Source organism: Paenarthrobacter ureafaciens (assembly GCF_004028095.1).
GTDB lineage: Bacteria > Actinomycetota > Actinomycetes > Actinomycetales > Micrococcaceae > Arthrobacter > Arthrobacter ureafaciens.
Genome location: NZ_SBHM01000003.1, coordinates 1 through 21,173 on the forward strand (window position 1 = coordinate 1; position 21,173 = coordinate 21,173).

The 21,173-nt window shown below is 64.2% G+C and carries 21 protein-coding genes; 10 read left to right on the forward strand and 11 right to left on the reverse strand.

What is annotated here, in order from left to right:
- Window positions 1–340, reverse strand: a 340-nt coding sequence (gene coaE, locus AUR_RS00355) for a dephospho-CoA kinase (RefSeq protein ID WP_128397015.1), incomplete at its 3' end; no start/stop codon positions are given.
- Between the two features lie 22 nt (window positions 341–362).
- Between coaE and AUR_RS00360 the strand changes: the two genes are divergently transcribed.
- Window positions 363–1,052 carry an IMPACT family protein gene (locus AUR_RS00360; protein ID WP_062096833.1) on the forward strand — a complete coding sequence of 230 codons (690 nt, stop codon included), beginning with the start codon at window positions 363–365 and terminating at the stop codon, window positions 1,050–1,052.
- A gap of 129 nt (window positions 1,053–1,181) precedes the next feature.
- On the opposite strand, the gene rpsA is transcribed toward AUR_RS00360, so the two are convergent.
- From rpsA to polA, 3 genes are all read right to left on the reverse strand, one after another.
- Window positions 1,182–2,657 carry a 30S ribosomal protein S1 gene (rpsA, locus tag AUR_RS00365; protein ID WP_021470388.1) on the reverse strand — a complete coding sequence of 492 codons (1,476 nt, stop codon included), beginning with the start codon at window positions 2,655–2,657 and terminating at the stop codon, window positions 1,182–1,184.
- Between the two features lie 195 nt (window positions 2,658–2,852).
- A complete protein-coding gene (locus tag AUR_RS00370; protein ID WP_021470387.1) occupies window positions 2,853–4,163 on the reverse strand; it encodes a GNAT family N-acetyltransferase in 1,311 nt (436 codons plus the stop codon).
- An 83-nt stretch (window positions 4,164–4,246) separates the two neighbouring features.
- Window positions 4,247–6,883 (reverse strand): DNA polymerase I, encoded by a 2,637-nt coding sequence (polA, locus tag AUR_RS00375; protein ID WP_241650833.1) that lies wholly within the window; start codon window positions 6,881–6,883, stop codon window positions 4,247–4,249.
- Between the two features lie 157 nt (window positions 6,884–7,040).
- On the opposite strand from polA, the gene AUR_RS00380 reads away from it, so the two are divergent.
- Window positions 7,041–7,505 (forward strand): hotdog fold thioesterase, encoded by a 465-nt coding sequence (locus tag AUR_RS00380; RefSeq protein WP_031215923.1) that lies wholly within the window; start codon window positions 7,041–7,043, stop codon window positions 7,503–7,505.
- Window positions 7,506–7,548: 43 nt separating this feature from the next.
- On the opposite strand, the gene AUR_RS00385 is transcribed toward AUR_RS00380, so the two are convergent.
- The 6 genes from AUR_RS00385 to AUR_RS00410 all read right to left on the reverse strand — a co-directional run bounded on the left by AUR_RS00385 (window position 7,549) and on the right by AUR_RS00410 (window position 12,291).
- A complete protein-coding gene (locus tag AUR_RS00385; RefSeq protein WP_062096830.1) occupies window positions 7,549–8,115 on the reverse strand; it encodes a dihydrofolate reductase family protein in 567 nt (188 codons plus the stop codon).
- Between the two features lie 31 nt (window positions 8,116–8,146).
- Window positions 8,147–9,052, reverse strand: coding sequence for a hypothetical protein (locus AUR_RS00390; protein WP_021470383.1), 906 nt, complete (start codon window positions 9,050–9,052; stop codon window positions 8,147–8,149).
- On the reverse strand, window positions 9,049–10,092 hold the full coding sequence (locus tag AUR_RS00395) for a hypothetical protein (RefSeq protein ID WP_062159994.1): 1,044 nt from the start codon (window positions 10,090–10,092) through the stop codon (window positions 9,049–9,051). The genes AUR_RS00390 and AUR_RS00395 overlap by 4 nt, the downstream gene beginning before the upstream one ends.
- A 92-nt stretch (window positions 10,093–10,184) precedes the next feature.
- Entirely contained in the window at window positions 10,185–10,406 is a 222-nt protein-coding gene (locus AUR_RS00400; RefSeq protein ID WP_021470381.1) for a hypothetical protein, read from the reverse strand.
- The gene (locus tag AUR_RS00405; protein WP_021470380.1) at window positions 10,403–11,605 is read right to left on the reverse strand and encodes an inorganic phosphate transporter; all 1,203 of its coding nucleotides are present in this window, start codon (window positions 11,603–11,605) and stop codon (window positions 10,403–10,405) included. The genes AUR_RS00400 and AUR_RS00405 overlap by 4 nt, the downstream gene beginning before the upstream one ends.
- A gap of 176 nt (window positions 11,606–11,781) precedes the next feature.
- A complete protein-coding gene (locus AUR_RS00410; protein ID WP_021470379.1) occupies window positions 11,782–12,291 on the reverse strand; it encodes an HAD domain-containing protein in 510 nt (169 codons plus the stop codon).
- Between the two features lie 109 nt (window positions 12,292–12,400).
- Here AUR_RS00410 and kynA point away from each other — a divergent pair, with 109 nt between their 5' ends.
- From kynA to AUR_RS00450, 8 genes are all read left to right on the forward strand, one after another.
- Window positions 12,401–13,297: a tryptophan 2,3-dioxygenase gene (gene kynA / locus AUR_RS00415; RefSeq protein WP_021470378.1), complete on the forward strand. Its 897-nt coding sequence runs from the start codon at window positions 12,401–12,403 to the stop codon at window positions 13,295–13,297.
- An 81-nt stretch (window positions 13,298–13,378) separates the two neighbouring features.
- The gene (locus tag AUR_RS00420; RefSeq protein WP_062096827.1) at window positions 13,379–14,617 is read left to right on the forward strand and encodes a kynureninase; all 1,239 of its coding nucleotides are present in this window, start codon (window positions 13,379–13,381) and stop codon (window positions 14,615–14,617) included.
- Window positions 14,614–15,468: a PaaX family transcriptional regulator gene (locus AUR_RS00425; RefSeq protein WP_128397016.1), complete on the forward strand. Its 855-nt coding sequence runs from the start codon at window positions 14,614–14,616 to the stop codon at window positions 15,466–15,468. Before AUR_RS00420 ends, AUR_RS00425 begins: the two co-directional genes overlap by 4 nt.
- A 144-nt stretch (window positions 15,469–15,612) precedes the next feature.
- Window positions 15,613–16,521 (forward strand): N-acetylglucosamine kinase, encoded by a 909-nt coding sequence (locus AUR_RS00430; RefSeq protein ID WP_031215919.1) that lies wholly within the window; start codon window positions 15,613–15,615, stop codon window positions 16,519–16,521.
- 56 nt (window positions 16,522–16,577) lie between these two features.
- Complete coding sequence (locus AUR_RS00435) at window positions 16,578–17,699, forward strand: LolA family protein (protein ID WP_062096826.1); 1,122 nt, start codon at window positions 16,578–16,580, stop codon at window positions 17,697–17,699.
- Between the two features lie 10 nt (window positions 17,700–17,709).
- Window positions 17,710–18,669 carry an ABC transporter ATP-binding protein gene (locus AUR_RS00440; RefSeq protein ID WP_062099185.1) on the forward strand — a complete coding sequence of 320 codons (960 nt, stop codon included), beginning with the start codon at window positions 17,710–17,712 and terminating at the stop codon, window positions 18,667–18,669.
- Window positions 18,656–19,528, forward strand: a complete 873-nt coding sequence (locus AUR_RS00445) for an ABC transporter permease (protein WP_062096825.1) — start codon at window positions 18,656–18,658, stop codon at window positions 19,526–19,528. Before AUR_RS00440 ends, AUR_RS00445 begins: the two co-directional genes overlap by 14 nt.
- Window positions 19,529–19,548: 20 nt before the next feature.
- Window positions 19,549–20,169, forward strand: a complete 621-nt coding sequence (locus AUR_RS00450) for an L-threonylcarbamoyladenylate synthase (protein ID WP_021470371.1) — start codon at window positions 19,549–19,551, stop codon at window positions 20,167–20,169.
- 8 nt (window positions 20,170–20,177) lie between these two features.
- Here AUR_RS00450 and AUR_RS00455 read toward each other — a convergent pair whose 3' ends face one another.
- On the reverse strand, window positions 20,178–21,101 hold the full coding sequence (locus AUR_RS00455; RefSeq protein WP_062096824.1) for a serine hydrolase domain-containing protein: 924 nt from the start codon (window positions 21,099–21,101) through the stop codon (window positions 20,178–20,180).
- Window positions 21,102–21,173 lie beyond the last annotated feature (72 nt).

Consider the following 21,173-nt stretch of genomic DNA (forward strand, 5'->3'; position numbering starts at 1 on the left):
GGGGGATGTCCTGCACCACGATGCCCCCCTGGGTCACGCCGGCCAGCATCTCGGCTGCGGCGGCACGGACCAAGGGGTGGATGATGCCGTTGAGCACCTCCCGCCTGGACGGGTCCTGGAACACAATCGCGCCCAGCGCGGGGCGGTCAAGGGTGCCGTCGCTCCGGATCACGTCCGGACCGAAGGCGTCGGCCACCTGGGCCAGGCCGGGCGTGCCGGGTTCCACCACTTGCCGCGCGAGGACATCGGCGTCGATGAGTACTGCTCCCAATTCGCGCAACCGCGACGCCACCAACGACTTCCCTGAGGCGATACCGCCCGTCAACCCGATCTTCAGCACCCCTCCACACTAGACTGAAGCGGTGGAAACCCAGGACGACAGCCGAGCAACCAGCTACACAACCCTGGCGGCCGGGTCCGATTTCCGCCACGAACTCGAGATCCGCCGCTCCCGTTTCATTACGGTGCTCCGCCGTTCGCCGGATGAGGACACTGCCCGGTCCCTGGTGGCCGATCTCCGCCGGGAATTCCACGATGCCCGGCACCATTGCTCCGCCTTCGTCATCGGCCCGGACCGTATGATCCAACGGTCGTCTGATGACGGTGAGCCCTCCGGCACGGCCGGAATTCCCATGCTTGAGGCGCTCATCAAGCGCGAGACGGCGGACGGGGTCACCGACCTGAGCGACGTCAGTGCCGTCGTCGTGCGTTATTTCGGTGGAATCCTGCTGGGAGCGGGCGGCTTGGTCAGGGCCTATTCCGAATCGGTTTCCAAAGCCCTGGACCTTGCTCCCTTGGTGGAACGGAAACGCCTGCGCCTCTGTGACATCGGCGTGCCGCACGCGGACGCCGGACGACTGGAAAACGAACTTCGCAGCGGGGGCTTCGTCATGGCGGAAACGCTGTACGAAGCCCGGCAGGCCGTACTCAGGGTTGCCCTGCCTGACGAGCCCGCCGTACTGGAAGAAGCCCAGGACCGGGTTGCGGCCTTGACGGCGGGTGCCTCGGTGCTGAATCCGCAGGGAACTGAATGGGTTGACGTTCCCCGCTAGGTTCCTGCCTGCCCGCCGGTGCGGAACGGCCGTTGTGCCGCACCACCGTCCGGACGCAGAAGGACCCCCACCGAATGCGGTGGGGGTCCTTCTTGGGCTATTCAGCTCAACCCCGAAGGGCGGGCGGAATTAGTTGCCGGTGAGCTTCTCGCGCAGTGCAGCGAGGGCCTCGTCGGAAGCCAGCGTGCCTGCGTTGGACTCGGCAGCAGCCGGCTCCGAGGAGTAGCTGGTAGCGCCGGAGTCGCCTTCGCCGGACGTTGCAGCAGCGGCGTCGTCAGCAGCGTGCTGTGCAACCTGCTTCTTGTGTGCTTCCCAGCGGGTCTGGGCGTCAGCGTACTGCTGCTCCCAGGCTGCGCGCTGTGCTTCGTAACCCTCGAGCCATTCGTTCGACTCGGGGTCGAAGCCCTCGGGGTACTTGTAGTTGCCCTCTTCGTCGTACTCTGCGGCCATGCCGTACAGAGCGGGATCGAACTCGGTGCTGTCAGCGTCAACGCCCTCGTTGGCCTGCTTGAGGGAGAGGGAGATGCGGCGACGCTCGAGGTCGATGTCGATGACCTTGACGAACAGTTCGTCGCCAACGGAGACAACCTGCTCGGCGAGCTCCACGTGGCGGACAGCCAGCTCGGAGATGTGCACGAGGCCTTCGATGCCGTCTTCGACGCGAACGAACGCACCGAACGGAACCAGCTTGGTGACCTTACCCGGAACAACCTGGCCGAGGGCGTGGGTGCGGGCGAAGGTCTGCCACGGATCTTCCTGCGTAGCCTTGAGCGACAGGGAGACACGCTCGCGGTCCAGATCCACTTCGAGGACCTCGACGGTAACTTCCTGGCCAACCTCGACAACCTCGGACGGGTGGTCGATGTGCTTCCAGGAGAGCTCGGAAACGTGGACGAGGCCGTCTACGCCGCCAAGGTCCACGAAGGCACCGAAGTTGACGATGGAGGAAACGACGCCCGGACGAACCTGGCCCTTTTCCAGCTTGTTGAGGAACGTGGAGCGGACCTCGGACTGGGTCTGCTCGAGCCATGCACGGCGGGAAAGAACAACGTTGTTGCGGTTCTTGTCCAGCTCGATGATCTTGGCTTCGATCTGCTGACCGATGTACGGAGCGAGGTCGCGGACGCGACGCATCTCGACGAGGGATGCCGGCAGGAAGCCGCGCAGTCCGATGTCCAGGATGAGGCCACCCTTGACAACCTCGATGACGGTACCGGTAACGACACCGTCTTCTTCCTTGACCTTCTCGATGTCGCCCCAGGCGCGCTCGTACTGTGCGCGCTTCTTGGAGAGGATCAGACGGCCTTCTTTGTCTTCCTTGGTGAGAACCAGGGCTTCGACCTGATCGCCAACGGCGACAACTTCGCCGGGGTCAACGTCGTGCTTGATGGAAAGCTCGCGGGAAGGGATGACACCTTCGGTCTTGTAACCGATGTCGAGCAGGACTTCGTCGCGGTCGACCTTGACGACAGTACCTTCGACGAGGTCTCCGTCGTTGAAGTACTTGATGGTGGCGTCGACTGCTGCGAGGAAGTCCTCAGCGGTGCCGATGTCGTTGATCGCGACGACGGGGGCACCGGGCTTCTCGGTGGAGGTGATGGTCATGTAGTAGGGGCTCCGTTGTGGATAGTATGTCGGTCAGGCAAACCGCTGCCGCCCGGCTCCGGACGGCAGAACACGGCAAAGTGCCGGGTCATCCTGATTTGTGGATTGTTACAAAATGGCTGCGCGCACGTAGTACACGCCCGTTTATTGTAGTTGATTCTGCAAAGCAGGGTCAAAAGGACGTGTGCGCTTCCCCTAGAAGTGCGTCAGGCAGTGCGCCGGCCGTTCAACCGCGAACAACTGCTGGGCCCGGAAAGCTGCCTTGGGGCTCAGTTCCTTGACGCGGCCGGCCGCAGCCAGCGTGACAGGTGAAACGGCGCCGAGGTAGATCGAAGCCAGGTCGGCCACGTCCAGTTCGAGGTCCGCCTCACGTGCGGTGACCTTGCGTACGGTTGCCGCCGGTTCGCCGTCGGAATCAAGCTCCCAGGTACCGTGCGCATGTCCGAGTGCATCCGCAACCCGCAGGACGAGCTTGTCCGCCGCTGCGTACTGCCGCGCCGACAACGCGGCGGGCACGTCCAAGATGCGCAGCCACAGCATGTCACGGACATCGGAGTCCACCAGGCAGCGGGGATCCTCCATGGCCCATGCCAAAGGATCATGGACCGGTGCTTCCGCCCACATCAGCACATCAACAAGGTCGATGCTCCCCAGGAAGCGCCACAGGTCAAGGTAGGCCGCGTCACTGCCGGCGACGAGATCCACGATTTCCATGGTGTAGGGCTTGGTGTCCCAGCCCTTGAAACGGTAGGAGACGTAGCCGTCAGGAGCGCCGTCGGCACCGTAGTGGAGGGCGCACCGCACAGCGGTGTCCGGTTTGCCGTCATGCCCGATGGAGCCCGACGCCAGGAGGCGGTAATACTCCTGGCGCCCGATGGACCCCGGCGTGGCACGCTGCACACGGTCGAAAATTTGCGGAGCAAGCTCCAGCAGGACAGCAGGATCAGCAACCTCCACCGTCCCCGTCATGCTGCCCCGAAGCCGGAAGCGGGCGCCGGAATCCACCGTGATGTTCCGCTCGTAGGTGGCCACGCCGAAACCGAAGCGTCCGTAGATGCTGCCTTCGGAAGCGGTCAGGGCTGCGATCGCGATGCCGTCGTCCTTTGCGGCTTCCAGGTCCGCGGTGATCATTCCGCGCAGGATGCCTTGGCGCCGGTGGGTTCCCCGGACGGTGACGGCCGTTACCAGGCTTGCCTCCAGTTGCCTGCCAAAGCCGATGTTCAGTGGCTTCCGCATGGTGGCATACGTGGCGACAGGGACGTCTGCGGCGAGGGAATGCGGGGGCACGTCGCCGTTGACGTAAACGCCTGTCAGGGTGCGCTGGTCCGCCTTGTAGGCCGCCAGCGTTTTCCGGATGTAGTCTTCGTCCCGCCGGTTTTGGTGGAACCCGTGGGAGACCGCCTGCACCCATGCGGCGCTACGGTCGAAATCGGCGCTGCCCTGCGTGGCGGCAGCGAATTGGTGGACGGTGTATTTTCCTGGTTTTTCTTCCTTGGGATCAGCCACGCACCCGAGCCTAGCCAGAGCCGAAGGGGCGCGCCAGCCTTCCGGCGGCGCGCCCCTTGGCCGGACCTCTTGGTGGGACGTGCTTAGTGGCCTGCCTCGTACCAGCTGGCACCGATGCCGATCTGGACATCAAGGGGAACCGACAGATCCGCCGCCGCGCCCATCTGCTCGGCTACGAGCTTCTCCACGGCTTCCCGTTCGCCGGGGGCAACTTCCAGCACCAGCTCGTCATGAACCTGCAGCAGCATGCGCGACTTCAGGCCCTGGCCGGCGAGTTCCGCGGCCACGCCGAGCATTGCCCGCTTGATGATGTCTGCTGCCGACCCCTGGATTGGAGAGTTCAAGGCAATGCGTTCGGCCGCTTCGCGGGCCTGACGGTTGGTGCTTGTCAGGTCCGGAAGGTAGCGCCGCCGACCCTCGATGGTTGCCGTGTAGCCGTCCACGCGGGCCTGGTCCACAACGCCCCTCAGGTAATCGCGGACACCGCCGAAGCGGTCGAAGTAGTCCTTCATGAGGGTCCGGGCCTCGTCCACGGAAATCTCCAGTTGCTTGGACAAGCCAAAGGAAGTGAGTCCGTAGGCAAGCCCGTAGGACATCGCCTTGACCTTGGAACGCATGGCGCTCGTGACTTCCGCAGGAGCCACGTTGAAGATTCGTGAACCGACAAAGCGGTGCAGGTCCTCGCCGTCCCGGTACGCCTGGATCAAAGCTTCGTCCCCGGACAAATGCGCCATGATGCGCATCTCAATCTGGGAGTAGTCGGCGGACAGCAGGCATTCGTAGCCGTCGCTGACAACGAAGATGCTGCGCACGCGCCGGCCTTCTTCGCTGCGGACAGGGATGTTCTGCAGATTGGGGTTGTTGGAGGAGATGCGGCCCGTTGCTGCGATGTTCTGGGCATAGGTGGTGTGGATCCTGCCATCCTCCGCCACGGACTTCTTCAGCGTCTCCACCATCTGGGCGAGCTTGGACGATTCACGGTGCGCCATGAGCTGGACCAGGAATTCGTGCCCGGTCTTCTCCAACAGGGCCTTCAGCGAAGCGGCATCGGTGGTGTACCCCGACTTGATCTTCTTGGTCTTGGGCAGCCCGAGTTCCTCGAACAGGACTGTTTGCAGCTGCTTGGGCGAACCAAGGTTGACTTCATGTCCGATCGCCGCGAAGGCCTGTTCCTGGGCGTTCTCGATCACCTTGGTGAGATCGGCGAGCTGCTCATTCATCCGGTCCATGGAGACGTAGATGCCGGTGAGCTCCATCTGCGCCAGGACGCGGGCCACGGGAAGTTCCAGCGTGGTCAGGAGGGCATCGGCCTTCCGCTCGGCAAGTTCCTTCTCGAAGTGCTTGCTGAGGGCATGCACGACGGCGGCATGCTGGACCAGCGCTGCGGCGGCAGCCTGGTCGCCGGCGAGGTCCAGCTCCAGTTGGCCGGAAGGCGCAGCCACGGGGCCTAGGGTGATCTTCAGGTGGACCTGGGCCAGCTCGGCGAGATCGTAGCTGCGGCGGTCCGGCTGGATGAGGTAGCCGGAGATGGAGGTGTCATCCACCACTCCCTCCAGTCCCAGTCCCCTGTTGTGCAGTGCTTTCAGCGCGGCTTTGAACTCGTGGACCACCTTGGCTTCCTCAGGGTCCTGCAGCCACGTTGCAAGCACTGATTCGGCGGCGGCGTCCAAGGAGGTCAGCTCGATGAAGGCGGCACCGTTGTTGCGGACTACGGCAACCGCAGCAGCGTCCTCGCCGATGCGGCCCGGAATCTGCTGGATTGCGAGGGCGGAGCGGACACCCGATCCGGCCGCAAAGAACTCTTCCAAAGCGGCCGCGTCGGTGAGCGTGTTGAATTCGGGAGCCTCGATGGTGTCCGGCGCTGCACCTGCGGTGTCGTCGCCGTAGAGGTCGAAAAGGCGGGTGCGGAGCGTGCGGAACTCGAGTTCCTCGAACAGCTCCTCAATGGCTTGCCGGTCCGGGCGCGGCTCATGGAGGTCCGCCAGTGATACGGGCAGTTCCAGATCCGTGAGCAACTGGTTGAGCCTGCGGTTGCGCTTGACGTTCTCGACGTTCTCCTTGAGGGCGCCGCCAACCTTGCCGCCGATGGAATCGAGGTTCTCGAGGATTCCCTCCAGGCCGCCGTAGAGGTTGATCCATTTTGCCGCCGTCTTGGGGCCGACGCCGGGCACGCCCGGAAGGTTGTCCGCGGATTCGCCCACCAGCGCGGCGAGGTCAGAGTAGAAAGCCGGTTTGACGAAGTACTTTTCCTCGATGGCTGCAGCATCGAGTTTGGGAATGTTGCTGACTCCCTGCTTGGGATAAAGCACGAAGACGTTGTCATTGATCAACTGGAAGGAATCCCGGTCTCCGGAGACCAGGAGCACCTCGAAACCCTCGGTGTCGGCCTGGGCGGCGAGGGTTGCGAGGATGTCGTCGGCTTCGTAGCCGGGCAGGGCTATGGTCTTGATTCCCCATGCTTCCATCACCCGGGCGATGAGGCCGATCTGGCCTTGGAATTCGGGCGGTGTGGCGTTGCGTCCACCCTTGTATTCGCTGTATTCGGCCTTCCGGAACGTGGTGTCGTCGGAGACATCGAACGCCACTGCCACGTGCGTGGGCTTCTGGTCCTTGATGAGGTTGATCAGCATGGACGTGAATCCGTGGACTGCGTTGGTGTGCTGCCCCCGGGCGGTGGAGAAGTTCTCCGCAGGGAGCGCGTAGAAGGCGCGGAAGGCCATGGAGTGGCCATCCAGGACCAGCAGCCTGGGCCGCTCCTCCCCCGTGATGTTCGCTCGGGATGCGGAAGAGGGGGCTGCCGTGGCGATGGCAGAAGCTTGGGCCGTTGGAACCTGGTCCGGTTTGGTTGTTTCACTCACAGGTGCCAGCCTAGTTGGCATGATGGACAATTTCACGCCGAACCAGTTTGTGGATGAGCTCAGGCAAGCAGGCGTACCGGAAGAATTCCACGAGTGGCTATCGGCCGGCGGCGTGGGCGCACTGGTGGTCAAAATGGGCATCCGCTTCAGCGAACTGGGCGCCGAACGCAGCGTCGCCACCATGCCGGTGGAGGGCAACACCCAGGTAGCCGGCATCCTTCATGGCGGGGCGCACGCAGTCCTCGCCGAGACCTTGGGTTCCTTCGCGGCATCCGTTCACGCAGGTCCAGGCCGCCATGCAGTGGGCATCGAGCTCAGCGCAACCCATCACCGCTCCATTGCTGCCGGAACCGTCACGGGAACCTGCACGGCAATCCACCTTGGCGGCACGCTGGCAACGCACGAGATTGTGATCACTGACGAGCAGGGTCGGAGGCTCTCCACCGCGCGGATCACCAACATGATCCGCGATAACCGTCACTGACCGCTTGTCGGGCGGAGCCGGCGGGCAAAGTGCCGGCAAGGCGTCAGTCGCGCTTTTCCGGCATCCTCTTTTCCGGCATCCTGTAGTGCAGTTCGGCCGCGGCCCCGCCAAGGATCTTCGATGAGACCAACTCCAGCGGCGCCGTCGGGCCGTTAAGCGGCAGCAGCCGCTTACCCGCTCCCAGCACCACCGGAATGATCGTGACGATCATCTCGTCCAGCAGCCCCGCGTTGGCAAATTGGGCTACCAGGTCCCCGCCGCCGACCAGCCACACGTTCTTGTCCCCGGCATCCGCCAACAGGTCCGGGGCGAATTCGCGGACGTCGCCACGGACGAATGTCACGTCGGCGCCTGCCGGGGCGGAATATTCGTGATGGGTAAAAACCCAGCACGGGATGTTCGGGTAAGGCCACTTCCCGGCCTCGTGCGCCATGAGCCATCGGTAGGTGTCCCCACCCATCGCAATGCACCCGACGCCGGAGAAGAAGGACTCATAGCTTCCGCTTACACCTTCCACCTTGTCGAATTGGAGCAACCAGCCCAGATCGTCATCCGGGGAAGCGATGAAGCCGTCAATGGTGGACGCCACGTAGTACTGGAAGATCGACATGGCCCCAGACTAGCCAAAACCCACCGACAATTCAGTCCGCGCTTGCGTTGCCGTATTCCACCCGCACGCTCCCGTCGTCCCTCAGCACCACCACGCGGCCTTGGGCCAGGGTCCACCGATCGTTGAGCAGGAAGATCCGCCCACCGCTGACCACGAGCAGCCGCAAGCCGGAATAGCGGTACAGCGGAGCCGCATCCGTTCCAGCTGACTCCTCACGGACGTTGGGTGCAGTGACGCCCAGGCGCTCTTTGCTGTAGACCACTGCGGTGGGCAAAAGCCCGGAGCGCTCCTGGTAGTCGAAGGCGGCGCCGCGGCCCAGTGCCTGGGCGTAGTCGGAGGTGCCCCAGAACAGCAGGAGGGTGACAAGGACAAAAACGAGGGACCGTTCCAAGGCGCGTGGCGTGACCCGCAGTGTGCGGACGGCAGGAGCCGCTGCACGCCGTCGGACACTCAGGCCCCAGGCCCCGACTATCAGGCCTGCAGCAATCAGGAACGGCACGTACAGCAAAGTCCGGCCCGGCTGGGTAACAACGACCACCCACATCACGGCAGCAAACGCGAATCCCAGCACCAAGACCACCAGCGCTGTGCGGTGCAACAGCGTCCTGTGCCTTGAGGCGTCCAGAAGCCGGGAAACAGCCCGGTCCAGCATCAGCCACAGCAAGCCGATCACCGCGAGCCATGCCAAGGGCTGGAAGAGCGACTGGATGCTCCGAAGAATGAAATCCTGCACGGTGTAGCCAAAGAGGCTGACGTCGAGGCCCATTGCCTTTGCCTGCGCGTCGGTACGTGCCCAGCCGAAATAGACCAGCAGTGCCGTGGCCACCGTCAAGGGCGGACCAATCACGGACAAAACGTCCAGGGTCCGCTGCCACCGGGTGTTGACGAGGCTGCGATCGTCCTCCTCCGGAGCTCCTGCCGCCGTTTGTCCGCTCACGGCAACGCCGTGGGTGACGCTTCACTGGGAGCGGTACTGGGCGAAGGGGCCGGTTGTGTCCCGCCGGGCTGTGTCCCGCCCGGTTGCGTCCCACCCGGCTGGGGCGACGGCGTTTGGCTTGGCCCGGTGGAAGGCGGAGGTGACGAGGGCGCGGTGTCCTCATAGTAGAAGGTCACTGTTCCACTGATATCCACTGTGTCAGTGATGGAAATCCGGAGGGTGTCCCGCCCGTTGGCCGGAGGAATCCTGAGGTACATCGTCTGGTAGTCGCCTCCACCGGACACAATTTCCGGGAAGGCGGGTTCTCCGTCAAAGAGGATGTCGCCTACGCGGACGTAGTAGCCGTCCAGCCGCACGATTGTGCCGCCCGAACGTGGTCCGGAGGCCCGGAGTTGGCCCGGCACCGCCGTCAGGTCCTCGTTCACTACTGTCAGGCCGCTAAGGTGGCGCGGGCACGCCTCGCCGGGAGGCGAGGTGGCCTTGATGGGCAGGCCCGGGCTGGCCCGGTGCTGCGCAATGACTGCGGCGGATGTTGCTGCAACCGTGGACTCCAGGCACTGCGTCTGCGGGATGCGCGGAGTCGCCGCGACCGCCACTGACGCTTGAAGCCAATCCTGCTCGGAACCGCTCTGCACTGCGCGGCATACGGCCGCTGCCGCTTGCCAGACAGTCACGTCTGCCGCCCCTTGGACGCTGTCCGGCCGGACGCTTTCAGCCAGGGCGTCGCACTGGAACTGCTGCAGCAGCAGGTAACGCTGTCCCGCCGTCGGGTCATTGGGTCCGACCGGTCCGACCGGCACCCAGCGGACCACCGGCGCCTCAGCTTGCGGGGCCGCGGGACCGGCCGGGCCGGCGGGCTGCGCCGCTGTAGGTTCGACGGCGGGAGGCTGGGCGGTTGCCGCAGCAGAGGTTGGTTCCGGCGCCGGGTTGGGTGAGGGGCTGTTGAAGTCGGAACCGGGGGGAAGGCAGGCAGAAAGGCCCAGCATCAGGACCGGCGCCAAGGCCAGTCCGATGAGGTGGCTTAGGGATCGGCTCTTCATGACAGCCCCGCATCTGCCGGATCACCAGGGTGCAGTGATGTAATTTCACTGCCGATTATTCTCCCGAATGGGCTTTACTGCCAGAGAGCGGGCTACTTTCCGAAGTAAGGAACGATCAGGTAGATCCCGAACAGCACAGCCAGCCCGCAGATGCCGAAGCAAACGTAGGCAAGGCTTTTGAAGAGTGCCGGCGACTTCTGCTGTACGTCGCCTGCTATCGCGGTCAGCCGGACACCCAGCGAGTAGAGGACCACGACCGTCACCGCGGACACGAGTGTCACCCCGGCAACCAGCAGCAATTCCAACCACTTCATCGCTGTGCACCTTTGTTCTTGTTGGACTTGGACTTTTTCTTCTTGCGGAACACAACCGCGTGGCCGGCTTCATCCACCTCGACGGCGTTGTGGTGGCCGACGTGCTCCCTGCGGGAGACCACGAACATGAAGAGAATGGCGGCGGTGCCTACGACGGCCGCAATGACCAGGCCAACGACGCCGGTATTGACCAGAAGCGCCGTCAGCCCACCGACGATCGCGGATGCCGGCAAAGTGAAGAGCCAGCCCAAGGCGATCTTGCCAGCGGTACCCCAACGGACCGAGGTGCCTTTGCGTCCCAGGCCGGAGCCGATGACCGAGCCGGAGGCCACCTGCGTGGTGGAGAGTGCGAAGCCGAGGTGCGAGGAGGCAAGAATGGCCGTCGCGGTGCTGGTTTCGGCCGAGAATCCCTGGGCGGGCTTTACTTCCGTCAGGCCCGAGCCCATGGTGCGGATGATGCGCCAACCGCCGGCGTACGTACCAATGGCAATGGCGAACGCACAGGCTGCGATGACCCAGAACTGTGGGCCGGAGCCGGGAGTCTGGGTGCCGGCGGCGATGAGTACGAGGGTGATGATGCCCATGGTCTTCTGTGCGTCGTTGGTTCCGTGGGCCAAGGCCACGAGGCTCGATGTGAAGATCTGGCCGGTCCTGAAGCCCCCACGCTTCTGGGTCAGCTTGTCCCCGGTTTCGGGATCGTGCCGCGAGGTCAGCGCGTAGGCGAGCCTGGTACAGATGTAGGCCACGGCTCCTGCGATCAGCGGAGCGAAGAGGGCGGGAAGGATCACCTTCAAAAGCACTGTTTCGAAGTTAATGGAGTGGAGGCCGATACCCGCCACTGCCGCACCGATCAAACCACCGAACAGGGCGTGCGAGGAACTTGATGGAAGGCCCTTGAGCCAGGTGATCATGTTCCAGAGGACGGCGCCCATGAGCCCGGCAAAGATGATGTCCGGAGTGATATGGATACCGTCGGCGCCTTCCCGGATCAGGCCCCCGGAAATGGTCTTTGCCACCTCCGTGGAGAGGAACGCGCCCACCAGGTTCAGCACGGCGGCCAGCGCTACCGCAGTCTTGGGTTTGATCGCCCCCGTAGCAATGGGAGTTGCCATCGCATTGGCTGTGTCGTGAAACCCGTTGGTGAAGTCAAAGAAGAGGGCCAACGCTATGACAAGCGCGACCATGAAGGTGATTTCCACCTGTTGCCCAATCTGCAGAGTCGACGTTCAGCAGTTTCACTTCCCCATACCTGCCAAGCACAGCATAGTTCAGCAGCTGTTCAACTGGCTGGACTTGCCGGCTTCATCGTGCGGGCTGAAACCTTAAGAATCCTACGTGCCAGCCACCCTCCGGCCAAACGTGCGCCCCGGCGTGATCAGCCCAGGAAGGCCCTGACGGCAGCAAGGTGGCTGCGCGACAGGCCCTGGCGGGGATCCGGTGAGATACACAACACGCGGTCTTCCTGGTAGTCGGCCCAGGATTGTGCGTCCGCGTCCCGGCCCAGTTGATCGTCAAGCCACACGAACCGGTCCGAGCCCGAAGACGCGAGATCCTTCTGCAGGGCAGTAAGCTTCCACCATTCGGGGCCTTCGTCCCAGCCTTGGCTGGACAGCACGGGCCAGTCCTGCCCCTTCAAACCTATGGCCGGACAGAGGAACTCCGGGGCAAGCCGCTCCCACGTGGTGAGCCACACGAAGCGCGCGGCAGGGTGGGCGGCCAGGTCGTTCAGGGCCTCGACGACTTCCGGCGCGAAGGCGACCTCCAGGATGCCGGCGTCCGCGATGCACCAGTCACCGCCCCAGTCGGTGGTGCCGACAGGGCTGAACGGGTTCACCACGCCGTCGACGTCCAAGTAGATGGATACCGGCCTGACGGACGATGCCATCCGCGTTCTCCCTTCCCCAAAGGTTAAGGTCAGCCTACGGCACAGCCGGCAGGAGGACCGGCGCAAATCATTTCCTTGACGCTCGTCAACTCAGTGATATTCTGGATGCATGGAAAACCCCGCCGCGCAATCGGCCGCCCCTGCTTCCGAATCCCCGGGTTCACGGAACATACGTCCCATCGAGGACACCGTCCATACCGATTTCCGGCATGCCATGTCCTACGGCAGCTACCTGGACCTTGACCGGCTGCTCAGCTCCCAGCACCCGGTGAGCAAGCCCGAACACCATGACGAACTGCTGTTCATCATCCAGCACCAGACCAGCGAGCTGTGGCTCAAGCTGATTCTTCACGAACTCCTTGAAGCGCGCCGCTTGTTCGACCAGGACAACCTCGGAAAGGCCTTGAAGTGCATCGCCCGGGTCAAGGCGATCCAACGGACCATGACCGAACAATGGTCTGTACTGGGGACACTGACGCCCCGGGAATATGCGCAGTTCCGCGGTTTCCTGGGCAACTCCTCCGGTTTCCAGTCCTATCAATACCGCGGCGTGGAATTCCTGTTGGGCAACAAGAACCGCGGCATGCTTCGGGTTTTTGAAAGCGACCCCGAAGCCCACGCGCTGCTGAGTACGCTCTTGTCCGAGCCCACCCTTTACGACTCTTTCCTGGCTGTCCTTGCCCGCGCCGGCTACGACATCCCTGCCGACGTGCTGCACCGCGACACCTCGGAACCGTGGGTCTTCCACAAGGAACTGGTGCCGGTGTTCCAAAAGATCTATGAATCCGATGACACACCCTGGGGTTTGTACGAAGCCTGCGAGGACCTGGTGGACGTGGAGGACAACTTCCAGGCGTGGCGATTCCGTCACCTCCGCACCGTGCAGCGGACCATCGGCTTCAAGGTGGGTACCGGTGGATCGTCAGGGGTCGACTTCCTCAAACGTGCACTGGACCTGACGTTCTTCCCGGAGCTTTATGCCGTCCGGACGGAGATCGGCAGTTGAACCGTTCCTGACAGCGGCTCCATTTCCGGACGCCACAGCCTCCCTACGCGCAGCCCCCTACCCACCTCCGCAGGAGAACCCATGACCACCGCACACCAAACCCTTCGGCCCACCTCGGCGCAACTCGACGCCGCTGATCCGCTCGCCGCACAGCGGGCCGCTTTCTACACGCCCGACGACGGCCAACTCACCGCGTACCTGGACGGAAACTCGCTGGGCAGGCCGCTGGACATCACAGTGGCCTCGCTGCAGTCATTCGTGCAGGACGCGTGGGGCAGCCGGCTGATCCGCGGCTGGGACGAGCAGTGGATGGACGAACCAACGCGGGTCGGCGACCGCATCGGCGAGGTGACACTGGGTGCCGCCGCAGGACAGGTAACTGTTGGGGACTCGACATCGGTGATGCTGTACAAACTGATTCGCGCCGCTGTTGATTCACAGCCAGGCAGGGACGAAATCATCATTGACCGGGATAACTTTCCCACCGATCGTTTCATCATCGAGGGTATCGCCAAGGAACGCGGCGCCAGCATCAGGTGGATTGCCGCGAACCCGGCCGCGGGGGTTCGTCCGCACGACCTCGACGGGCTGCTGGGCGAGCGGACCGCCGTCGTGGTTCTGAGCCATGTGGCCTACCGCTCCGGGTTCCTTGCAGACGTCAAGGCGATCACGGCCAAGGTGCACGATGCCGGGGCCCTGATGCTGTGGGACCTGTGCCATTCGGTGGGTTCGGTGCCCATGGAACTGGACGCCTGGAACGTCGACCTCGCCGTGGGCTGCACGTACAAGTACCTCAACGGCGGTCCGGGTTCTCCTGCGTTCGCCTATGTGAATAGCGCCTGCCAAGATATCCTCCAACAACCGATCTGGGGGTGGATGGGGGCTGCCGATCCCTTCGGCATGACTGACGCCTACCAGCCTGCACAGGGCATCCGCCGCTTCATCACAGGCACTCCCCCGGTACTTGCCATGCAGCCCCTCAAGGACATGGTGCAGCTCATCGCCTCCGTGGGCATGGATGCTGTTCGGGAGAAGTCCACTAAGCTCACCGAACATGCCATGAACCTCGCCGATGAAATGCTGGTGCCCCTGGGCGTTGCCATCGCCAGCCCCCGGGACCCTGCCGAGCGTGGTTCGCACGTCACGGTGGACCATCCACTCTTTGCGGACGTCACTGCGAAGCTCTGGGAACGCGGGGTAATCCCCGACTTCCGCCCGCCGCACGGCCTGCGGATCGGGCTCTCGCCGCTGAGCACCAGCTACGCGGAAGTGGAGCTTGGAATCACGGCAATCCGTGATGTCCTCCTGGAACTGCAGTGAGCGCTGTCCTTGACGATATGGACTCCCGCCCCGGGAGTACTACGTCACTGCTGCGGACCGTCGTCGGCTTGTACATGCGCGAGGCGGGCGGTTGGATGGCCACCAAGGACATCGTTGCCTTGATGGAAGCGTTGGGTACGTCAGGGACGGTCACCCGGACGGCCCTCGGGCGCCTCCGGAAGAAAGGTGTCTTGGTTCCGGACACCCGCTCCGGCCTGGCGGGATTCACCCTCACCCCCGGTGCCGCGTCCATGCTGGCCCGTGGTGACAGGAGAATCTTCACGCCACGGACCATGGCCCCGACCGATCCTTGGTGCCTGGTGTCCTTCTCGATACCTGAAACTGAACGGGACAAGCGCCACCAACTCCGCCGCAGGCTGTATTGGATAGGGTGCGGGACAGTTGCAGCCGGACTTTGGATTTGTCCGGACACGCTCCGCGGTGAAGTGGAAGAAATCCTGGCTGATCTTCAACTGCGCAGCATGGCCACGATCTTCGTGACGCAGCCTCCCTTGCCGGGAGGAGGGCTGAAAGAAACTGCCGCGAAGTGGTGGGACCTGGATGCACTGGCACAGCTGCACCGCGATTTCATCAGGGAGCATTCCTCCGCAGTCGCCTCACCCGAAGGCTCGGCGGGCGCCGGGCCTTCGGGTGAGGCCTTCGCCACCTATGTCAGGAGCATCGACCGTTGGCGGATCATCCCGTACCTGGATCCCGGATTGCCCGCCTCTTTCCTGCCCGATGATTGGCCGGGGATCGATGCCGCCGGGCTGTTCTCCAAGATTGTGGAGCTCTACGCCGTGCCGAGTGCCGAATTCGTCGGTAACCTCGTGGGTGTCAGCGTCACATGACCAGATTCATGCCGCATTGGCGGTGCACCAGCGTTGGTGTACCGCCCCAGCTCCCCGCCCCGCGGCCCGATCGGAAGGATTGCCCTTGCCTTTCTCCCTGCAGCACCCCGCCCGGCAGTCCCCTCCCACCTTTGGGGTAATACTGTGAGCCCGGCAGTACTGGGGCTCCACATAGGTGGTTCCAGGACACACGCGCTACGGCACGAGCCCGGGAGCGCGGGGCCGTCCCGGAGTGAACCGGACGCCCCGGAGATCACCGAAACCAGCGCCAACCTGTCCTCCGTGGGCCACCACGGCGTGGACGCGGTCCTACGCCGGATAGCCGCCGCCGTCGGAAAGGATGTCCGGGCCGTCTGCGCCGGAGCAGCGGGAGCCGATACTCCAGCCAGCAGGGCCGTGCTGTCCGCCCTGCTCGCCGAGCACTTTCCCGGCGCCGTGATCGACGTCGTCCATGACACCCGCATCATCCTCGCAGCAGCAGGCCTCGACGCAGGGGCGGTCCTGGTGGCCGGTACGGGCTCGGTTGCCTGGGGCCGGAACCGGGAGGGAAGGGAAGCCCGCAGCGGCGGCTACGGCTACCTGTTGGGCGATGAGGGCGGGGGCTATTCGGTGGTCCGGGACGCAGTCCGCGAGGCATTGCGCGAGCATTACGCCGGACTGGAACCAGGTCCCCTGGTACAGGCGGTGCTGACTGCAACACAGAGCGCAGACGCGCTCCAGTTGATGGACCACTTCTACGCCAAACCTGAACCGGATTACTGGGCGTCGATGGCACCACTGGTTCTGGACCTGGCAGTATCCGGGGACCCCGCGGCCCTGCGTATCCAGGCCGAAGCGGCGCACTCGCTGGCCAGCATGGCACGCCAGGTCCTCGGGGAACTTGGCTTGGACTTGCCGCTGGTGATGGCAGGTGGACTCCTGGTTAATCAGAGGCAACTGGCCGATGCAGTGGCACGCAAGCTCTCCCTGGACGATCCTTCCGCGGTACGGATCCTGGATCGCTCCCCTGTCCAGGGAGCAGTGACGCTGGCCGAAGGTCTACTGGGTACTTAGTGCCGGTATCCGGAGTAATCTGGATGCATGCCTTTCACTAGCGGTGGTCGGTAGCAATGGCGCGGGCAAAGCAGCGGTGGCTGCCCGCCTTGCTGATTCCACTTGCCCTCCTTGCTGCGGTGTTGGTGGGCACGGTGCAAGCCGGCGCAACTCCCACCCTGCCGCCCAAGTCAGCGGAGGAAATCGTGGCCATGATCGCCCGGACCGAGGTCCGCGCGTTCTCGGGCACGGTGTTGCAGAGTTCCAAGCTGGGACTGCCGGACCTGAACGTAGGCGCACCCGGCGGAGGCCAGGGAGAGCCTTCCCTCTTCGAATTCCTCACGGGTTCGCACGAGGCCCGCATCTACGTGGCCGGTCCTTCGAAAGCACGCCTGCAAGTCCTGGACCGGATGGCTGAGCGCGACGTGGTGGTCAACGGCACGGAGGCCTGGTTCTACAGCTCGGCGGACAACAGCGCCGTTCACACCACGCTGCCCGCACGTCCGGAGGCCGCCAGCAGCCCCGCAGCGCCTGACGACAACGCGCGGAACCTCCCCAGCCCCGAAGCACTCGCGGACAGGTTCCTCGAAACCATGGACGACCACACCGAAGTGAGCGTTGGCGAACCTGCAACCGTGGCTGGCCGGGGCGCATACACCCTGATGCTCGTGCCCCGGAGCACGGACACCCTGGTGGATAGGATCGCCATCAACGTCGATTCCGAAACGGGCTTCCCCTTGGGCGTGACAGTGCGGGCGAAAGGGCAGGCAGACCCGGCCTTCAGCGCCAGCTTCTCAAGCTTTGATCCGGGCGTTCCGGACCCTGCGTTGTTCACATTCACTCCCCCGCCCGGTGCCACCGTAAAGGAGGCCGCCGTGACGGAAAAGGAAGCACCAACGTGGGCACCTCGTCCGAAAACCTCCGAAAGTTCGGGCCCGGCAGGGCCACGCCACCCAAGCAAAGAAGTCTCCGGCCAGGGCTGGGACTCGGTGGTGGTACTGCCCGCAGGTTCGGCCCCACAAGGCCTCGTGACCAATCCGCAGCTTGCCCAGGCCCTGCAGCCGGTTGCCGGGGGACGTGCCCTGACTACCTCCCTTGTGAGCGTGTTGATCCTCGACGACGGCCGCGTGTTCGCCGGAATGGTTCCCTTGGAACGCCTCCAGGACGTTGCCGGTGCGCGCGGGACTGCTGCCGGCTGAGGACGGTTCCATGGCGGAACCCGGGGGCGGCAACAGCACAGCACTGGCCATTCAGACCAGAGGATTGGTAAAGCGGTTCGGCCAACGAGCCGCCGTGGCCGGCACCGATCTGGCCGTTCCCCGCGGTTCCGTGTTTGGCTTTCTTGGCCCGAACGGTTCGGGAAAGACCACCACCATCCGCATGCTGTTGGGCCTGGTGTCACCCGACCAAGGCAGCATCACCGTGTTGGGCAAGGACATGCCGCAGGGGCTTGCCAGCGTACTCCCCGACGTTGGGGCGTTGGTGGAAGGGCCGGGCTTCTATCCTTTCCTGTCCGGAGAGGGGAATCTGCTGCGCTTGGATACTGCCGACCGGCATGCCGAGACGGCGACCCGGAAGAGGCGGGTTGCCGCAGCACTCGAACGGGTTGGCCTGGAACATGCAGCCCGGAAGAAGGTCCGGGCCTATTCGCTGGGCATGAAGCAGCGGTTGGGCCTGGCGAACGCGCTGCTGCGGGACCGGTCACTGCTGGTCCTCGACGAACCCACCAACGGTTTGGATCCACAAGGAACCCGGGAGGTCCGGCATCTGGTGAGCTCCCTCGCGGCCGACGGGACCACGGTCTTTGTCTCCAGCCATCTCTTGTCCGAGGTGGAACAGATGTGCACCCACGTGGGCATCATGAGCGCCGGCCGGCTGGTTGCCCAGGGGCCGCTGGAGCAGTTGCGCTCTGCCGGACAGTCCCGGGTCACGGTAAAGACGCCCGACGTCGATCAAGCCGTCGGTGTCCTGGCGCGCCTTGGCCTGGTGCCCGGCACGCCGTCGGCAGGAACGGCGATGGCCACCGGGATGGACGGCGTTGCCCCTGAGGAGATTTCGGCTGCCCTGGTCCGGGACGGCGTCAGGGTGCGCGGTTTCTCGGTGGAAAACGCAAGCCTCGAGGAACAGTATGTTGCGCTTACGGGCGCTGGGTTCGATGTCGTCGGCTGAAACCCGGAGGCAGCCCGACGGCGGTTCAGGCGCCTCGGGCGGTCCGGGGCTGGCACTCCTGGGTTCAGAGCTGTCCGTGTTGTTCCGGAGGGTGCGGACGTGGGCCATGCTCCTGGCCCTGGCAGCTGTGCCGATCCTGATTGCCGTGGCCGTGAAGCTTTCCAGCAGGGACGTGCCGCCCGGTCGGGGTCCGCTCTTCCTTGACCGCGTCAGCCAGAACGGACTGTTCGTTGCCTTTACCGCCTTGGTGGTGTGCGTTCCCCTCTTTCTCCCCCTCACGGTAGGTGTCGTAGCGGGAGACACCATCGCCGGAGAAGCCAACCTCGGGACGTTGCGGTATCTCCTGATCGCGCCGGCAGGGCGCGTCCGGCTACTGCTGGTGAAGTACACCGGCGCCGTTGCCTTTTGCTGCGCAGCGACGTTGATCGTGGCCGCGTCAGGTGCCTTGGCCGGCGTCGTACTTTTCCCGGTGGGTCCGGTGACCCTACTGTCGGGTGACACCATCGGTGTGGGAGAGGCCGCGGTGCGCACGCTGCTCATTGCCGCCTACATTACGGTTTCCCTGCTGGGGCTGTCCGCGATCGGCCTCCTGGTGTCGACTTTCACTGATGTCCCGGTTGGCGCGATGGCCGCCACGGTTGTTCTGGCGGTGGTTTCGCAGGTACTGGACAACCTCCCGCAGCTCGATTGGCTGCATCCGTGGTTGTTCAGCCACCACTGGCTTGGCTTCGCCGATCTGCTGCGGCAACCCATGTCCTGGAACTCCTTTGGGGAGAACGCGCTTCTCCAAGCGGGGTACGTGGCGGTCTGCGGTGCCCTGGCGTACGCGAAATTCTCCAATAAGGACGTTCTGTCTTAGCTTTGACGTAGGCTCATTCCATGGCCAGATTCTTTGACGTCCACCCAGTTGACCCACAGCCGCGCGCCATCAGCCAGGTTGTGAACATGGTCCAAAACGGCGGCCTCATCGCCTACCCCACTGATTCCTGCTATGCCTTGGGAGCCCGGATAGGAAACCGGGAGGCGCTGGACCGGATCCGCACCATCCGGCACCTTGATGACAAACACCACTTCACCCTGGTCTGCAAGGACTTTGCGCAAATGGGGCAGTTCGTCATGTTGGACAATGACGTCTTCCGGAGCATCAAGGCCGTCACCCCCGGTAGCTATACGTTCATCCTCCCGGCTACCCGGGAAGTTCCCAAGCGCCTCCTGCATCCCAAGAAGAAGACGGTAGGGGTGCGAATTCCGGACCATAAGGTGGTTCAGGCCATCCTCGCTGAGCTCGGGGAGCCGCTGCTGTCCAGCACGCTTCTCCTGCCCGACCAGGAAGAACCACTGACCCAGGGATGGGAAATCAAGGAGCGCCTGGACAACGAGGTGGATGCAGTCATCGATTCCGGCGATACGGGGTCGGAACCGACCACCGTCATCGACTTCTCCAGCGGTTTCGCCGAGGTTGTCCGCCGCGGAACCGGCGATCCGTCGCGTTTCGAATAGCCCCCGGGTTATCCAAAGCGGAACCGGCAGCCCGCGTTGAGCACCACTTGGGCGAGGCTGGTGATCTCCAAAGCTACGGCCGACGGTGCTTCCGCCAAAGGCGCCGGCGGATACGCCACGGCGATAGTGATCTGCCTGTTGGCGTCAGCGCTGCTCAGCGACATCACTCCGTACCCAGGCACATCGCCCGCATGGCCGTAGTAATTTCCGTTGGTGCAGGGATCCTGCCACTGGTCCAGGCCTAGTCCGTACTCTGCCAGGACGCTCCCTTTCATCAGGATAAGGCTGGAGGGTGCCACGAGCTTGCCGCCGAGGAGGCCCGAGTAGAAAGCGTTGATGTCCCCCACCGTGCCAAACAACTGCGCACCGCGGGACCCCAGCGCTCCGGTCTCCATCACATCAACGGTTTTCCCATTGAGCTGTACGAAGCCGTGCACCACCCCGGGCGGTATGGGTTCAGGACCGTAGACAGCCACCGTGCGAAGGCCGAGCGGATCGAGGATGTCCCGGGCCAGGACCTCGGAGTACCCAGTGCCCCGCAAAACCTCCACAACCCGGCGCAGCAGCAAGTCCGTACGCCCGCTGTCCGGGTCCGCGAGCAACCCGCGGATGGTCGCGGCCGCACCGCCAGGAGGGATGTCCGCAGGCGCGAGATAAGCGGAGGCCGGGGCGTCCAGAACCAGGAGCCCTTCCTCAGCGAGCTTCAGCACGGAAACCGCGAGCATGCTCCGGGAAACCCCGCCCATCACCATGGGATCATCGGGCCCCGCCGGTGTGTCGGTTGCAATGTTCCTGAAGCCCGCCGCGTGCTTCCAGGCCTGGGTCCCGGACCTCGCCTCCACGATCACAGCCGGGGCGCCGAGCGCGATCATCTCACGGCTGAAAAGTTCAATGCTGGACTGCAACTCACGGAAAGCCGCCGATGCTGTCATTGCGTCAGTAGGTACTGCCGGCGACCAGGACGCCTCAGGAGGGGCCGACGTCGGACCTGACCGGGTCGGCGA

Excerpts from the sequence above, each read along its gene's own strand:
- rpsA (WP_021470388.1), bottom strand. The coding sequence starts at position 2,657 with ATGACCATCACCTCCACCGAGAAGCCCGGTGCCCCCGTCGTCGCGATC.
- polA (WP_241650833.1), bottom strand. The coding sequence starts at position 6,883 with ATGGCCTTCCGCGCCTTCTACGCGCTCCCTGCGGAGAACTTCTCCACC.
- AUR_RS00380 (WP_031215923.1), top strand. The coding sequence starts at position 7,041 with ATGATGGACAATTTCACGCCGAACCAGTTTGTGGATGAGCTCAGGCAA.
- AUR_RS00385 (WP_062096830.1), bottom strand. The coding sequence starts at position 8,115 with ATGTCGATCTTCCAGTACTACGTGGCGTCCACCATTGACGGCTTCATC.
- AUR_RS00395 (WP_062159994.1), bottom strand. The coding sequence starts at position 10,092 with ATGAAGAGCCGATCCCTAAGCCACCTCATCGGACTGGCCTTGGCGCCG.
- AUR_RS00400 (WP_021470381.1), bottom strand. The coding sequence starts at position 10,406 with ATGAAGTGGTTGGAATTGCTGCTGGTTGCCGGGGTGACACTCGTGTCC.
- AUR_RS00410 (WP_021470379.1), bottom strand. The coding sequence starts at position 12,291 with ATGGCATCGTCCGTCAGGCCGGTATCCATCTACTTGGACGTCGACGGC.
- kynA (WP_021470378.1), top strand. The coding sequence starts at position 12,401 with ATGGAAAACCCCGCCGCGCAATCGGCCGCCCCTGCTTCCGAATCCCCG.
- AUR_RS00420 (WP_062096827.1), top strand. The coding sequence starts at position 13,379 with ATGACCACCGCACACCAAACCCTTCGGCCCACCTCGGCGCAACTCGAC.
- AUR_RS00435 (WP_062096826.1), top strand. The coding sequence starts at position 16,578 with ATGGCGCGGGCAAAGCAGCGGTGGCTGCCCGCCTTGCTGATTCCACTT.
- AUR_RS00440 (WP_062099185.1), top strand. The coding sequence starts at position 17,710 with ATGGCGGAACCCGGGGGCGGCAACAGCACAGCACTGGCCATTCAGACC.
- AUR_RS00445 (WP_062096825.1), top strand. The coding sequence starts at position 18,656 with ATGTCGTCGGCTGAAACCCGGAGGCAGCCCGACGGCGGTTCAGGCGCC.
- AUR_RS00450 (WP_021470371.1), top strand. The coding sequence starts at position 19,549 with ATGGCCAGATTCTTTGACGTCCACCCAGTTGACCCACAGCCGCGCGCC.
- AUR_RS00455 (WP_062096824.1), bottom strand. The coding sequence starts at position 21,101 with ATGACAGCATCGGCGGCTTTCCGTGAGTTGCAGTCCAGCATTGAACTT.